The sequence below is a fragment of the Streptomyces sp. NPDC050549 genome, assembly GCF_040655035.1.
Taxonomy (GTDB): domain Bacteria; phylum Actinomycetota; class Actinomycetes; order Streptomycetales; family Streptomycetaceae; genus Streptomyces.
This window is the reverse complement of sequence record NZ_JBFAJD010000066.1, coordinates 1-14,539: the sequence shown is the minus strand read 5'-3', so window position 1 is coordinate 14,539 and position 14,539 is coordinate 1. Positions and strand designations below refer to the sequence as shown.

The window sequence follows — 14,539 nt, the reverse complement described above, 5'->3', positions numbered from 1 at the left end:
TGATCCTCCTTCATGGGAGATGTCCGGGTCGGGCCCGTTCAGGAACGTCACAGCACAGGCGCCTCGCGGCGGGCCGCGGCCTTCGCCGTCTGGTATCTGCGGGCGGTCGCGTTCATCAACTTCCTCAGCGCGGCGTGGGTTTCGCTGGGGCAGGACGTACGACGGCACAACCACGAGAACTTCTTCACGCCGTATCTGCTGACGGCCGGTTTCGCGTCCGGGGTGTTCACGGCGTTCCTCGCCATCACCATGCGGCGCCGCAAACGCGCCGCGTGGATCCTGAACCTGGTGGTCAGCGGGCTGTTCCTGGCTCTGTTCGGGTTCGCCATGTCGTTCCAGGAGATCCGCCAGTACGCACAGAACTGGATCTCCCTGGCCCTGACCGCCGCCTTCGTCGCCGCACTGCTGGTGGGACGCCGGGAGTTCTACGCCAAGGGCGACCGGTCCAACCCCCGGCTGGCCGCCGTCGTCGCCGTCGCCGGCACGCTGGCCGCCTCGCTGCTGGCCGCGCTGCTGGTGACGGTCACCAACCAGGCGCACGACGCGTCCCGTTCGACGTTCCTGGAGCGCTGGCACTACGGCTCGTTCCGGCTGGTGTCCATCGCCGCACCGGAGAACCGCTTCCCCGGCATCTGGACCCCGAACTGGGCCAACGTCACCATCAACGTGCTCAGCACCGTGCTGGTCCTCGCGGTCTTCTACGCCGCCTTCCGCTCCCGGCGCGCCGTCGACCCGCTCACCGAGGACGACGAGAAGAAGCTGCGGGCGCTCCTCGAACGGCAGGGAGAGCGGGACTCGCTCGGGTACTTCGCGCTGCGCCGGGAGAAGAGCGTGGTGTGGTCGCCGACCGGCAAAGCGGCCGTCGCCTACCGGGTGGTGGGCGGGGTGTCGCTGGCCTCCGGCGACCCGATCGGCGACCCGGAGGCGTGGCCCGGCGCGATCGAGCCCTGGCTCGCGGAGGCCCGTGTTCACGGATGGATTCCGGCCGTGATGGGCGCGAGCGAGGAGGCGGGCACCGTCTACGCGCGGCACGGGCTCGACGCCCTCGAACTCGGGGACGAAGCCCTCGTCGAGGTCGCCGACTTCAGCCTTGAGGGACGCGCCATGCGGACCGTGCGGCAGGCCTACAACCGGGTGAAGCGGGCCGGTTACACGGTCCGCATCCGCCGCCACGAGGACATTCCGGCCGCGGAGATGGCGTACCTGCTGAAGCGGGCCGACGACTGGCGCGACGGGGCCACCGAGCGCGGCTTCAGCATGGCGCTGGGTCGGCTCGGGGACCCGGACGACGGGCAGTGCGTGATGCTCGAATGCAGGGACAGCGGCGCTGGGGAGGAAGCGGGCGAGTTGAGGGCGGTGCTGTCCTTCGCGCCGTGGGGCCCGCACGGACTGTCGCTCGACCTGATGCGCCGGGACCGGGACTCCGACAACGGACTGATGGAGTTCATGGTGATCGAACTCCTGCGCCGCGCCCAGGAGATCGGAATCACCCAGGTCTCGCTCAACTTCGCCATGTTCCGCTCGGTCTTCGAACGTGGGGCGCGGATCGGCGCCGGACCGGTGCTGCGGCTGTGGAGGTCACTCCTCAGCTTCTTCTCCCGGTGGTGGCAGATCGAGTCGCTGTACCGCGCCAACGCCAAGTACCGGCCCATCTGGGAACCCCGGTTCCTGCTCTTCGAGAAGAGCGCGGACCTGCTGCGCATCGGCCTCGCATCGGCGCGCGCCGAAGGGTTCCTGGAGGCGCCGGGACTGCCGAAGTGGCTGCACCGCAAGCACCTGGAGACGCACAGATGAACCGCCTCGCCCGCTGGGCCCGCGCCGAATGGGGACTGCTCTACGTCACCGTGCGCGAGCCGCTCCTGAAGCGGCACTGGCGGGCGATCCCGATGACGATCTGGGCGGTATTGCTGACAGCGGCCCTGCAGTTCGTGCAGAACCAGTCGTGGGGCTACCAGTTCGTGCAGGACGCGGGCGCGGTACGGGCCGAGGACCCGCTGTGGCTGGCACTCCTCCGCACCCCGCTCTCCCTCTTCGTCCCGGCGCTCGACCTCCCCGTCTGGGGCGCCCTGGCCCAGATCCTGTTCGTCTTCGGCATCGCGGAGATCTGCCTCGGCCGCTGGCGCACGCTGGTCATCGCCTACGCCGCGACCCTCGCCGGCACGCTCTACGCCCGCCTCGGCATCTGGCTCGGCTTCGACAACCCGTTCGGGCTGCCCGGTTCGGACCGTCTGGTCGTGGACACGGGCCCCTCGGCCGCGGTGGTCGGCCTCGCGGTGTTCGTCGCGTGGCGCTACGGCGCGTACGCGACCGCGCTCGCGGTGACCGGGGCGATGGCGATCGAGGTCATGCTGAAGGGCAACCTCGCCGGCAAGGAACACCTGGCGGCGATCATCGCGGTGGGGCTGCTGTGCCTGGCTTCGGCGCATCGGCATCGGCGACTGTGGGTGCGGGTGCGATAGGGGTGGCGGGGAGACCGTCACTGCCGGCCGGGGATCCGCACCGGCTCCGGGTCCGGCTTCCCGCCGATCCAGTCCTGGAAGGCGCGGCGCGGGCCCGCCCAGCGGCGGTCGTGGTGGTAGGCGCGGAGGGTCGAACGGGCCCGGGCGCGGTGGCGGCGCTTGCGGTAGAAGCGCTTGGCCCAGGGGGAACCCGGGCGGGCCAGCCGGATCGCGCCGACGAGGGCGACCAGCGGGACGAGGACGCCGAAGACCGCCGTGCGGGCCTTGCCCTTGCTCAGGGCGATGAGGGAGAAGAGGAAGTTGACCCCGACGCTGACGATCACACCGGCGCGGTCGTGGAGTTCGGCCGCGGTGAGGTCGTTGACGCCGAAGGGCGAGAAACCCGCGAGGACGAAGCCGACCAGGGCCGCCGTGAGCACCACCGCCTCGACGCTCTTGCGGCCCGCCTCGGTCCAGTACACGTCGTCGAGGTAGAGGATCAGCGCGAACTCGTCCAGCACCAGGCCCGCGCCGATGCCGAAGACGATCGCGAACAGGGCGGACCCGACGCCGTAGCGCGTGCTGGCCACCGCGCCGAAGCCGCCGAGCACGGAGAGGACCACACCCGGGACGACGTGGTGGATGTGCACGTCACCCGCCTTGATGTTGCCGAAGGGCCCCTTGCCCGCGCGGATCAGCCGGGTGATGACACGGGTGACGACGAACGTCAGGACGAAGGCGGTCAGCGCGAGGAGCAGGGGCAGCTTGCCCGGCTCGACGATGTTGCGGTGCAGCCAATGTCCCATATGCGCACTTTAGCGATGGCTGCCGGTACCGCCGTCCGGACCGCCGGGTAACCTGCGCCGGTGTCCAGGACCCCGCCTCTCGACAGCCTCCGCTTCGCGTTCGGCACCCTGACGGTTCTCCCGGTCAGGGTCACCCGCTGGGACCGGGAGGCCGCACGCGCCGGAATGATGGCCGCCCCGATCGTCGGAATGGTCGTCGGTGGGTGCGCGGCCGGGCTGGGGCTGCTGCTCCTGTTCCTGGGCGCCGGCCCGCTGCTCGCCGCCGTAGGCACCGTCGCCGTGCCCGCCGTCCTCACCCGGGGCCTGCACCTGGACGGACTCGCGGACACCGCCGACGGGCTCGGCAGCGGGAAGCCGGCGGAGGACGCGCTGCGGATCATGAAGCAGTCCGACATCGGACCGTTCGGGGTGCTCAGCCTTGTCTTCGTTCTGCTGGCCCAGGTGGCCGTGCTGGCGCAGCTCTACGGCGACTCGTGGGGGCGGGGGGCGGCTGCGGCGATCGTGTCCGCTGCCGCCGCGCGGCTTGCGTTGACCTGGGCCGCCCGGGTGGGGGTGCCTGCGGCTCGGCCGGAGGGGCTGGGCGCTGCGGTTGCGGGGGTTGTGCCGGTGGGGGGTGCGGTGGCTGTGACCCTGTCCTACTCGGTGATCTCCGCGGCGCTCGGGCCGTTTTTCGGGGGGCAGGGCAGGGTGCGGGCGGTTGTTGCCGTTGTCGTGGCGCTGGTTGTCGCTGAGATTCTTCTGCGGCACTGTCGGCGGCGGTTCGGCGGGGTCACGGGGGACGTGTTCGGGGGGCTTGCGGAAACTGCGGGCACCGTCGCGCTTGTGGTGCTTGCGCTGGGTGGGTGAGTGCGGGTGCGTGGGGGCTGGGCGCGCAGTTCCCCGCGCCCCTGGGTGGGCTGCCCTCAGGTGTGTTCGACAGGACCGGAGTTGCTCAACAGGCCTTGCGCCAGGCTCCCAACTCGTACTTCTTCTCCAGTGAACTCAGCTTCAAGCGGCGGGAGTTCGCGCAGAATTCGGTGGTCGGGAGTTCGTACTCGACGTGGAAGACCGCCTTGTTCGCCTTGATGAATGGCTTCAGGGTGTCGCATTCGCCGTACTGGGCGCACTGTTCGTTGACCGCGAAGTCGAAGTCGCCGACCAGGGCGGGGATTTGGTCGAGGTCGTTCTTGAGGCCGACCGCCATTCCCCGGGCGTGGGCGAGTCTCGCGATGAGGCGGTTGTAGCGGAGTTGGTCGGCCGCCTTCAGGGGGAATCCGGTGTCGTTGCGGTAGCCGTCCATGTTGTCGGGCTCCACCGCGTCGAAGCCCTTCTCACGGCACATGTCGAGGCGGGTCGCCATCAGGGGTTCGAGGACGGTTGTGCGGCGGATGTCCAGCCAGCGTTCGCCCTTCCAGCCGTTGCCCTTGCCCAGCACCGACTCGGGGAACTTCCTCGCGTCCGGGCGGAAGTCCTCCCAGGCGCCGGTGGAGATGTAGCAGATGACCTTGCGGCCCTTGTCGTGCAGCGCGGTCACCGTGGCCTTGGACTGGTCGAAGCCGTCGATGTCGTAGACCGGGACGTCGACGGAGGTGTCCAGGCGTCCGCTGAGCTGCCACTGCCAGGCCACACCCGGGCGGGGCTGCCACCGTTTCCCCGTCTCCGGCTTGTCGTCGGAGGTGGAGGTGCAGCCCGCGAGGAGCAGGAGGAGGGTGAACAGTGCGGTGGGGCGTTTCACGGGACGGGCTCCAGGGTGTGGGGCAGAAGACCTCAAGGATGATCTCCCATGTCCGGTACCGCGCGGTGCGTCGAGGCCCCCGCGCGAACGCCCCGTCGCGCACACGCGCGTAGGCTCCGTTCTGGGCCGTCACCAGCCCCCTGTGTCCACCGCCGCCGCAGGTCGGAAATAGGGTCGGTTGTCGGGCCCGGTCGACCCACCCCGTTCGACCAAAAGAAACTTCACATCGGAAGCGAGAATTCACCACTGTGACTGCTCTCACTCTCAGCACCGCCGCGGCGCCCGGCCTGCGGGCCGACGCGATCGTGATCGGTGTCGGCAAGGGCGGCAAGGGCCCGGTCGTCGCACCGGGCGCCGACGCCGTGGACAAGGCGTACGACGGCAGGCTGGCCGGCGTCCTGGAGACCCTGGGCGCCTCCGGTGCCGAAGGCGAGATCACGAAGCTGCCCGCCCCGGCCGGCTTCAAGGCGCCGCTCGTGCTGGCGGTGGGCCTCGGTGCCGAGCCCAAGGACGGCGACGCGTACGACGCCGAGGCGCTGCGCCGGGCCGCCGGTATCGCCGCCCGCGCCCTGACCGGTGCCAAGAAGGCCGCCTTCGCGCTGCCCCTCGCCGACGCGGCCGACGCGGGCGCGATCGCCGAGGGCGCGCTGCTCGGCGCGTACTCCTTCGACGCGTACAAGGACAACGGCAAGGACGCCAAGGGCAAGGGCCCGCTCGGCGAGGTCGCCCTGCTCGGCGGCAAGCCGCGCGACAAGGAGTACAAGGCGGCCGTAGAGCGTGCTCTGGCGGTCACCGAGGAGCTGAACCGCGCTCGCGACCTCATCAACACCCCGCCGAACGACCTCGACCCCGAGGCCTTCGCCGCCGTCGCGCAGACCGCGGCGAAGGAGCACGGCATCAAGGTGGAGGTGCTCGACGAGAAGGCCCTGGAGAAGGGCGGCTACGGCGGCATCCTCGGCGTCGGCGCCGGATCCGCGGCCGGTCCGCGGCTGGTGAAGCTGTCGTACACGCACACCAATGCCACCAAGCACCTCGCGTTCGTCGGCAAGGGCATCACCTACGACTCGGGCGGCATCTCCCTCAAGCCGGCCGGGCACAACGAGACGATGAAGTGCGACATGAGCGGTGCGGCTGCGGTCTTCGCCGCCGTGGTCGCCGCCGCTCGCCTGGGACTTGAGGTCAACGTCACCGGCTGGCTGGCGCTCGCCGAGAACATGCCGTCCGGTTCCGCGACCCGTCCCGGTGACGTGCTGCGCATGTACAGCGGCAAGACCGTCGAGGTCCTCAACACGGACGCCGAGGGCCGGCTCGTCCTCGCGGACGCGCTGTGGGCGGCGTCGGCGGAGAAGCCGGACGCGATCGTGGACGTGGCGACGCTGACCGGGGCGATGGTGCTGGCGCTCGGGAGCCGGACCTTCGGGGTCATGGCGAACGACGACGCCTTCCGTGCGGCGATCGTCGACGCCGCCGAGGAGGTCGGTGAGCCGTCCTGGCCGATGCCGCTGCCGGAGCACCTGCGCAAGGGCATGGACTCCCCCACCGCCGACATCGCGAACATGGGTGAGCGGATGGGCGGCGGGCTGGTCGCGGGGCTGTTCCTGCGCGAGTTCGTGGGTGAGGGGATCACCTGGGCGCACCTCGACATCGCGGGGCCCGCGTTCAACGAGGGCGGGCCGTTCGGTTACACGCCCAAGGGTGGAACCGGGTCTGCGGTGCGTACGTTGGTGCGGCTGGCGGAGTTGACTGCTGCGGGTGACCTGGGCTGAGGTTCGCCCAGTAGCCCGATGCCTCAGGTGCGTGGGCGACTGCGGGCCGGTCGTTGACCGGTCGCGCAGTTCCCCGCGCCCCTGAGTGGGACCAATCCCTCCTCCTCACATCTGAGCGTGTGGTGTCTCACACCCCGGCCCGGCGTCTCGTCGGCCCTCGACAAGTGCGAAGATGGGCTCGGCAGGACAGGGCCCCCACCACAGGGCCGAAAGAAAGAGCGGCCGGACACCAGCCGCCGCCCGGTCACTGACGACCGGCGTACGGCGCACATGCATGGAGGACGTGACGTGGCGAACGACGCCAGCACCGTTTTCGACCTAGTGATCCTCGGCGGTGGTAGTGGCGGTTACGCCGCGGCGCTGCGCGGGGCCCAGCTGGGACTGGACGTCGCCCTGATCGAGAAGGACAAGGTCGGCGGCACCTGCCTGCACCGGGGATGCATCCCCACCAAGGCTCTGCTCCACGCGGGCGAGATCGCCGACCAGGCCCGCGAGAGCGAGCAGTTCGGCGTCAAGGCCACCTTCGAGGGCATCGACGTACCGGCCGTCCACAAGTACAAGGACGGCGTCGTCTCCGGCCTGTACAAGGGACTGCAGGGTCTGATCGCGTCCCGCAAGGTGCACTACATCGAGGGTGAGGGCAGGCTCTCCTCCCCCACCTCCGTCGATGTGAACGGCCAGCGCATCCAGGGCCGCCACGTCCTGCTGGCGACCGGCTCCGTGCCGAAGTCGCTGCCGGGCCTGGAGATCGACGGCAACCGGATCATCTCCTCGGACCACGCCCTCGTCCTGGACCGCGTGCCGCAGTCCGCGATCATCCTGGGCGGCGGTGTCATCGGCGTGGAGTTCGCCTCCGCGTGGAAGTCCTTCGGCGCCGACGTGACGATCGTCGAGGGCCTCAAGCACCTCGCCCCTCTTGAGGACGAGAACTCCTCCAAGCTTCTTGAGCGCGCGTTCCGCAAGCGCGGCATCAAGTTCAACCTGGGCACCTTCTTCTCCAAGGCCGAGTACACCGAGAGCGGCGTCAAGGTCACCCTCGCCGACGGCAAGGAGTTCGAGGCCGAGCTGCTGCTCGTCGCCGTCGGCCGCGGCCCCGTCTCCGCCGGTCTCGGATACGAGGAGCAGGGCGTCGCGATGGACCGCGGCTACGTCCTGGTCGACGAGTACATGCGGACGAACGTCCCGACCATCTCCGCCGTCGGCGACCTCGTCCCGACCCTCCAGCTCGCGCACGTCGGCTTCGCCGAGGGCATCCTGGTGGCGGAGCGGCTGGCCGGTCTGAAGGCCGTCCCGATCGACTACGACGGTGTCCCCCGGGTGACCTACTGCCACCCCGAGGTCGCCTCCGTGGGCATCACCGAGGCCAAGGCCAAGGAGATCTACGGCGCGGACAAGGTCGTCGCTCTGAAGTACAACCTCGCGGGCAACGGCAAGAGCAAGATCCTCAACACCTCCGGCGAGATCAAGCTCGTCCAGGTGAAGGACGGTGCCGTGGTCGGCGTCCACATGGTCGGCGACCGCATGGGCGAGCAGGTCGGCGAAGCCCAGCTGATCTACAACTGGGAGGCGCTGCCCGCCGAGGTCGCGCAGCTCATCCACGCCCACCCGACGCAGAACGAGGCGCTCGGCGAGGCCCACCTGGCGCTGGCCGGCAAGCCTCTCCACTCCCACGACTGACCCCCTCGGTCGGACGACGACACAGACTTCCGCAATTCGTAAGGAGCAACCGAAACCATGGCGGTTTCCGTAACCCTTCCGGCGCTCGGTGAAAGCGTCACCGAGGGCACTGTCACCCGCTGGCTGAAGGCCGAGGGCGAGCGCGTCGAGGCCGACGAGCCGCTGCTGGAGGTGTCGACCGACAAGGTCGACACCGAGATCCCCTCGCCCGTCGCCGGTGTCCTGGCCTCCATCAAGGTGGCCGAGGACGAGACCGTCGAGGTCGGCGCCGAGCTGGCCGTGATCGACGACGGCACCGGCGCCCCCGCCGCTGCCCCGGCCCCGGCCGCCGAGCCCGTGGCGGCTCCGGCCCCCGCCGCTCCGGCTCCGGTCGCCGAGGCCCCCGCGGCTCCGGCGCCCGCTCCGGAGGCCCCCGCCCCCGCTGCCGCCGCTCCGGCGGCCGGCGCCTCCGGTACCGACGTCGTGCTGCCCGCACTGGGCGAGTCGGTCACCGAGGGCACCGTCACCCGCTGGCTGAAGCAGGTCGGCGAGGAGGTCGCGGAGGACGAGCCCCTCCTGGAGGTCTCCACCGACAAGGTCGACACCGAGATCCCCTCGCCGGTCGCCGGCGTGCTGCTGGAGATCCTGGTCGGCGAGGACGAGACCGCCGAGGTCGGCGCCAAGCTCGCCGTCGTCGGCGCCGCGGGTGCCGCTCCGGCGGCCGCCCCGGCCCCCGCCGCACCCGCTCCTGCGGCTGCCGCTCCGGCTCCGCCCGCCCCCGCGGCCCCTGCCCCGGCTCCCGCGCCGGTCGCGCCCCCGGCCCCGGCTCCGGCGCCCGCCCCGGTCGCCGTCGCTCCGGTCGCCCCCGCCGCCCCGGCCCCCGCGCCGGTCGCGGCTCCGGCTCCGGTGGCCCCGGCCGCTCCGGCTCCCGCCGCCGCGCAGGCCACGGACGACGGTGCCTACGTGACCCCGCTGGTGCGCAAGCTCGCCGCCGAGAACGGCGTCGACCTGTCCACCGTCAAGGGCACCGGCGTCGGCGGCCGTATCCGCAAGCAGGACGTCCTCGCCGCCGCCGAGGCGGCGAAGGCCGCCGCCGCCGCTCCGGCTCCCGCAGCCGCCGCCGCTCCGGCCGCCGCCGCCGCGAAGAAGACGCCGACCCTGGAGGCCTCTCCCCTCCGCGGCCAGACCGTGAAGATGCCCCGCATCCGCAAGGTCATCGGCGACAACATGGTCAAGGCGCTGCACGAGCAGGCGCAGCTGTCCTCGGTCGTCGAGGTCGACGTCACGCGGCTGATGCGGCTGCGCGGCCAGGCGAAGGACTCCTTCGCGGCGCGTGAGGGCGTCAAGCTCTCCCCGATGCCGTTCTTCGTGAAGGCGGCGGCCCAGGCGCTGAAGGCCCACCCGGCCATCAACGCCCGGATCAACGTCGAAGAGGGCACGATCACCTACTTCGACACCGAGAGCGTCGGTATCGCGGTGGACTCCGAGAAGGGCCTGATGACCCCGGTCATCAAGCACGCGGGCGACCTGAACATCGCCGGTATCGCCAAGGCCACCGCCGAGCTCGCGGGCAAGGTCCGGGCGAACAAGATCACCCCGGACGAGCTGTCCGGCGCGACCTTCACCATCTCCAACACCGGTTCGCGCGGCGCGCTCTTCGACACGATCATCGTGCCGCCGAACCAGGTCGCGATCCTCGGCATCGGCGCCACGGTCAAGCGCCCGGCCGTCATCGAGACGGAGGAGGGCACGGTCATCGGCGTCCGCGACATGACGTACCTGACCCTCTCCTACGACCACCGCCTGGTGGACGGCGCCGACGCGGCCCGTTACCTGACGGCCGTCAAGGCGATCCTGGAGGCGGGCGAGTTCGAGGTCGAGCTCGGCCTGTAATCCACCTCGTTTGTTCGGTGCCCCCGTTCCGGAGCTTTCCGGGCGGGGGCGCCGTGCGTTTCCCGGGCGTACGGCACGTCGTATGCCGCTCGGCATCCCGGCGTACGATCCCGTCGAGTGCCGGGCGCCGATGTCGCCGCCGGGCTGTGCGCGCAGCATGGCGACGGCGCCGTGCTCCCGCTCGTCCGTACCGAGGACGTGGAAGTCCCTGCCGGCACGGCCGACCTCCTGGGCACCGTCCGGTCTCACGAAGACACGGGCGCCGCCGGGGCCGCAGCGCCGGCCACGTCGTCCGCCGCGCGGCGGACGACGTGCCGCCCGCCGCGACGGACGTCGGCCGAGACCCGGTCGCCCCCCCATGGCTATACCGCCACAGCCACCAGCCCGACCCCGCGCTCCCGGATTCCGCTGCTCACCGCGTCCCCCGACGAGCCCAGGGCCGACCGCACCACCCGCCCCACCAGCGTGTAAGTCTCGTCTCACCTGCATGAAAGCGCCCCCGTGCGCCCCTCCCGAGCGGGCGTGCGGCCTTATTGTCTAAACGTCAAACGCCCTTAAGGAGCTCTCATGACCGCGCCCGTCGTCCACTCGCTGCGCGAACAGATCCGCGAGCACATCGTGGAGGGGATCGTCAGCGGGCGCTGGAAGCCGGGCGAGCGGATCGTGGAGCGCCGGATCGCGACCGAGCTGGAGGTCAGCCAGACACCGGTGCGGGAGGCGTTGCGCGAGCTGGAGTCGCTGCGGCTGATCGAGTCGGCGCCGAACAAGGGCGTACGGGTGCGGAATCTGACGGCAGCCGACCTGGAGGAGAGTTACCCCGTGCGGGCCGGTCTTGAGGCGATCGCGGCGGAGCTGGCGGCCGAGAAGCTGGCCGAGGACTGCTCGGCGCTCGAACCGCATGTGGCCGCGCTGTACGAGGCGGACCGCGAGGCGGACGGGACGGGCCAGGTGCGGCACACGGTCGGCTTCCACCGGGAGCTGGTGCGGGCGGCCGGCAACTCGGTGCTGCTGCACACCTGGGAGGGGCTCGGCATCGAGGTGTTCACGGCGTTGTCGATCCGTTGGCTGGGGACGGTGCAGCAGTCGTACGCGGAGGAGCACGAGGAGTTGGTGGCCGCGTTCCGGCGCCGGGATCCGCGGATCGCGGAGCTGGTGAAGGCGCACGTTCTCGGCTGCGCCCCGCGGCCTTGACGCAGCCGAGCGCAGCCATGCTCACCTGCGGAAACTCCCCGGAAAACGGCGGAAAACGCGGCACCCGGTGCCCCGGCAAAAGGCACGCCGTGCCGACTTTCTCGTAATCAAGATATTTTGCCCGGGAACCTTTGATCGATCATCGATCAGGGAGTTACAGTCACCGACGGGCTCCTACAAGGGCCCGCCGCCCTGTCCTGCCAAAGACCAAGGGCACCCCCGAAAACCCCTTGCCGACGAGGGAACCCCCCTTCGACTGAGGAAGGCGGCGTTATGACCGACCCCTACGCCATCCAGCCGAGCGAGCTCGACCAGCTCCCGGACCGCGACCCCGAGGAGACCGCCGAATGGCAGGCCTCCCTGGACGCCGTCGCGAAGGCTGCCGGCCCGCACCGCGCCGCGTATCTGATGCGCCGCACGCTGGAGCGCGCGGAGGGCAACGGCATCGCGCTGCCCAAGCTCCTTGAGACCGACTACGTCAACACCATCCCGACCGCCGCCGAGCCGGCCGCGCCCGGCGACGAGGCGCTGGAGCGCCGGATCACCGCGTGGAACCGCTGGAACGCGGCGGCGATGGTGACCCGGGGCGCGAAACACGGCGTCGGCGGCCACATCGCCACCTTCGCCTCGGCGGCCTGGCTGTACGAGACCGGCTTCAACCACTTCTTCAAGGGCAAGGAGGCCGACGGGTCGGGCGACCAGCTCTACATCCAGGGCCACGCCTCCCCCGGCATCTACGCCCGCGCCTTCCTCGACGGCCGCCTCACCGAGCAGCACCTCGACAACTTCCGCCAGGAGGCGGGCGGCAACGGCCTCCCGTCTTATCCGCACCCGCGCCGGCTGCCCTGGCTGTGGGAGTTCCCGACGGTGTCGATGGGCCTCGGCCCGCTCTCCGCGATCTACCAGGCGCGCTTCAACCGCTACCTCACCGCGCGCGGCATCAAGGACGTCTCCGAGTCCCACGTCTGGGCCTTCCTCGGTGACGGCGAGATGGACGAGCCCGAGTCGACGGCAGCACTCGCACTGGCGAGCCGCGAGGGTCTGGACAACCTGACCTTCGTCATCAACTGCAACCTCCAGCGCCTCGACGGCCCGGTCCGCGCGAACTTCAAGATCGTGCAGGAGCTGGAGGCCCAGTTCCGGGGCGCCGGCTGGAACGTCGTCAAGTCGCTGTGGGGCAACGCCTGGGACGAGCTGTTCCAGCTCGACACCACGGGCGCGCTGGTGCGACGGCTGCGCGAGGTGCCCGACGCCCAGGTGCAGACGTACCAGACCCGCGACGCGGCCTACATCCGCGAGGACTTCTTCGGCAAGGACCCGGCGCTCGTCGAGCTGGCGAAGCTGCTGAGCGACGACAAGATCCTGGAATGTTTCCACCTCTCTCGCGGTGGTCACGAGTCGCGCAAGGTCTACGCGGCGTACAAGGCGGCCGTGGAGCACAAGGGCGGCCCGACGGTCATCCTGGCGCAGACGGTCAAGGGCCACACCCTCGGCGAGGGCTTCGCGTCGAAGAACGCCAACCACCAGATGAAGAAGCTGTCGACGGACGAGTTCAAGCAGATGCGTGACCTGCTCGAACTCCCCATCAAGGACAGCGACTTCGTCGACGGGGTCGTGCCCTACGGCCACCCCGGCGCCGACTCCCCCGAGGTCCGCTACCTCCAGGAGCGGCGCGCGGCGCTCGGTGGTCCGGCCCCGGCTCGCCGTACGCACGCGATCGCTCCGCTGCCGCCTGCTTCGGAGAAGGCGTTCGCGTCCTTCGACAAGGGCTCGGGCAGCCAGAACGTGGCGACGACGATGGCGTTCGTACGTCTCGTCAAGGACCTGGTCCGCGACAAGGAGACGGGCAGGCGCTGGGTGCCGATCGTCCCCGACGAGGCGCGCACCTTCGGCATGGAGTCGCTGTTCCCGTCCCTCGGGATCTACTCCCCCAAGGGCCAGACGTACGAGCCCGTCGACCGCGACCAGCTCATGTACTACAAGGAAGCCAAGAACGGCCAGATCCTCAACGAGGGGATCACCGAGGCGGGCTCCATGGCGGACTTCATCGCCGCGTCCACGTCGTACGCGACGCACGGCGAGGCGATGATCCCCTTCTACATCTTCTACTCGATGTTCGGCTGGCAGCGCACGGCCGACCAGATGTGGCAGCTCGGCGACCAGCTCGGCCGCGGCTTCCTGGTCGGTGCGACGGCGGGCCGTACGACGCTGACGGGCGAAGGCCTCCAGCACGCGGACGGTCACTCGCCGGTGATCGCGGCGACGAACCCGGCGGCGCTGTCGTACGACCCGGCGTTCGCCTACGAGGTCGCGGCGATCGTGCGCGACGGCATCCGCCGGATGTACGGCGAGGCCGCCCCCGGCGAGGACCCGAACGTCTTCTACTACCTCACCGTCTACAACGAGCCGATCCCGCAGCCCGCCAAGCCGGCCGGACTCGGTATCGACGAGGGCATCGTCAAGGGCCTGTACCGCTTCAACACGGCGGAATCGGCGGGACTTTCGCCGGCGGCCAACGCGGCGCGCATCCAGCTCCTCGGTTCCGGTACGGCGATCCACTGGGCGCTGAAGGCGCAGCAGATGCTCGCCGAGGACTGGGGTGTGGCGGCCGACGTGTGGTCGGCGACGTCCTGGACCGAGCTGCGGCGCGACGCGCTGGAGGCGGACGCGGCGCTGCTGCGGGGCGAGGAGCGGGTGCCGTACGTGCGGCAGGCGCTGCACGGCGCCGAGGGTCCGGTGCTCGCGGTCTCCGACTACATGCGCCAGGTTCCCGACCAGATCGCGCAGTGGGTCGAGCAGGACTACTCGTCGCTGGGCGCGGACGGCTTCGGCCTCTCCGACACCCGTGACGCGGCCCGCCGTTACTTCGGCGTCGACGCGGAGTCGATCGTCGTGGCGGCGCTGGCCCAGCTGGCGCGGCGCGGCGAGGTGAAGGCGACGGCGGTGAAGGAGGCGCGGGAGCGCTACGCGCTGTAGGAACCCCTCCTCAAACGCCGGACGGGCTGGATTTCCAGCCCGTCCGGCGTTTGAGGACGAGGCCGTTCAGGCCGTAGCGGGGGTCTGGGGGCGGCAGCC

11 protein-coding genes are annotated in these 14,539 nt (G+C 70.7%); 9 read left to right on the top strand and 2 right to left on the bottom strand.

The window, feature by feature from the left end; genetic code table 11:
- Positions 1–12: 12 nt before the first annotated feature.
- Together AB0I51_RS45520 and AB0I51_RS45515 are read left to right on the top strand one after the other, a co-directional pair.
- Complete coding sequence (locus tag AB0I51_RS45520; protein ID WP_362984935.1) at positions 13–1,794, top strand: phosphatidylglycerol lysyltransferase domain-containing protein; 1,782 nt, start codon at positions 13–15, stop codon at positions 1,792–1,794.
- Entirely contained in the window at positions 1,791–2,459 is a 669-nt protein-coding gene (locus tag AB0I51_RS45515; RefSeq protein ID WP_362984933.1) for a hypothetical protein, read from the top strand. The genes AB0I51_RS45520 and AB0I51_RS45515 overlap by 4 nt, the downstream gene beginning before the upstream one ends.
- A gap of 17 nt (positions 2,460–2,476) precedes the next feature.
- On the opposite strand, the gene AB0I51_RS45510 is transcribed toward AB0I51_RS45515, so the two are convergent.
- Positions 2,477–3,244 (bottom strand): hypothetical protein, encoded by a 768-nt coding sequence (locus tag AB0I51_RS45510; RefSeq protein ID WP_362984932.1) that lies wholly within the window; start codon positions 3,242–3,244, stop codon positions 2,477–2,479.
- Between the two features lie 60 nt (positions 3,245–3,304).
- On the opposite strand from AB0I51_RS45510, the gene AB0I51_RS45505 reads away from it, so the two are divergent.
- Positions 3,305–4,090 (top strand): adenosylcobinamide-GDP ribazoletransferase, encoded by a 786-nt coding sequence (locus AB0I51_RS45505; RefSeq protein WP_362984930.1) that lies wholly within the window; start codon positions 3,305–3,307, stop codon positions 4,088–4,090.
- 85 nt (positions 4,091–4,175) lie between these two features.
- Here AB0I51_RS45505 and AB0I51_RS45500 read toward each other — a convergent pair whose 3' ends face one another.
- Positions 4,176–4,958 (bottom strand): endo alpha-1,4 polygalactosaminidase, encoded by a 783-nt coding sequence (locus tag AB0I51_RS45500; RefSeq protein WP_362984928.1) that lies wholly within the window; start codon positions 4,956–4,958, stop codon positions 4,176–4,178.
- 248 nt (positions 4,959–5,206) lie between these two features.
- Between AB0I51_RS45500 and AB0I51_RS45495 the strand changes: the two genes are divergently transcribed.
- The 6 genes from AB0I51_RS45495 (at position 5,207) to aceE (ending at position 14,440) form a co-directional block, all read left to right on the top strand.
- A complete protein-coding gene (locus AB0I51_RS45495; protein ID WP_362984926.1) occupies positions 5,207–6,724 on the top strand; it encodes a leucyl aminopeptidase in 1,518 nt (505 codons plus the stop codon).
- Positions 6,725–7,012: 288 nt separating this feature from the next.
- On the top strand, positions 7,013–8,401 hold the full coding sequence (gene lpdA, locus AB0I51_RS45490; protein ID WP_362984924.1) for a dihydrolipoyl dehydrogenase: 1,389 nt from the start codon (positions 7,013–7,015) through the stop codon (positions 8,399–8,401).
- 57 nt (positions 8,402–8,458) lie between these two features.
- On the top strand, positions 8,459–10,273 hold the full coding sequence (sucB, locus tag AB0I51_RS45485; RefSeq protein WP_362984922.1) for a 2-oxoglutarate dehydrogenase, E2 component, dihydrolipoamide succinyltransferase: 1,815 nt from the start codon (positions 8,459–8,461) through the stop codon (positions 10,271–10,273).
- A gap of 117 nt (positions 10,274–10,390) precedes the next feature.
- A complete protein-coding gene (locus tag AB0I51_RS45480) occupies positions 10,391–10,744 on the top strand; it encodes a hypothetical protein (protein WP_362984921.1) in 354 nt (117 codons plus the stop codon).
- A 96-nt stretch (positions 10,745–10,840) separates the two neighbouring features.
- Positions 10,841–11,464, top strand: coding sequence for a GntR family transcriptional regulator (locus AB0I51_RS45475; protein ID WP_362984919.1), 624 nt, complete (start codon positions 10,841–10,843; stop codon positions 11,462–11,464).
- Between the two features lie 273 nt (positions 11,465–11,737).
- Positions 11,738–14,440 (top strand): pyruvate dehydrogenase (acetyl-transferring), homodimeric type, encoded by a 2,703-nt coding sequence (gene aceE, locus AB0I51_RS45470; protein WP_362984917.1) that lies wholly within the window; start codon positions 11,738–11,740, stop codon positions 14,438–14,440.
- Positions 14,441–14,539 lie beyond the last annotated feature (99 nt).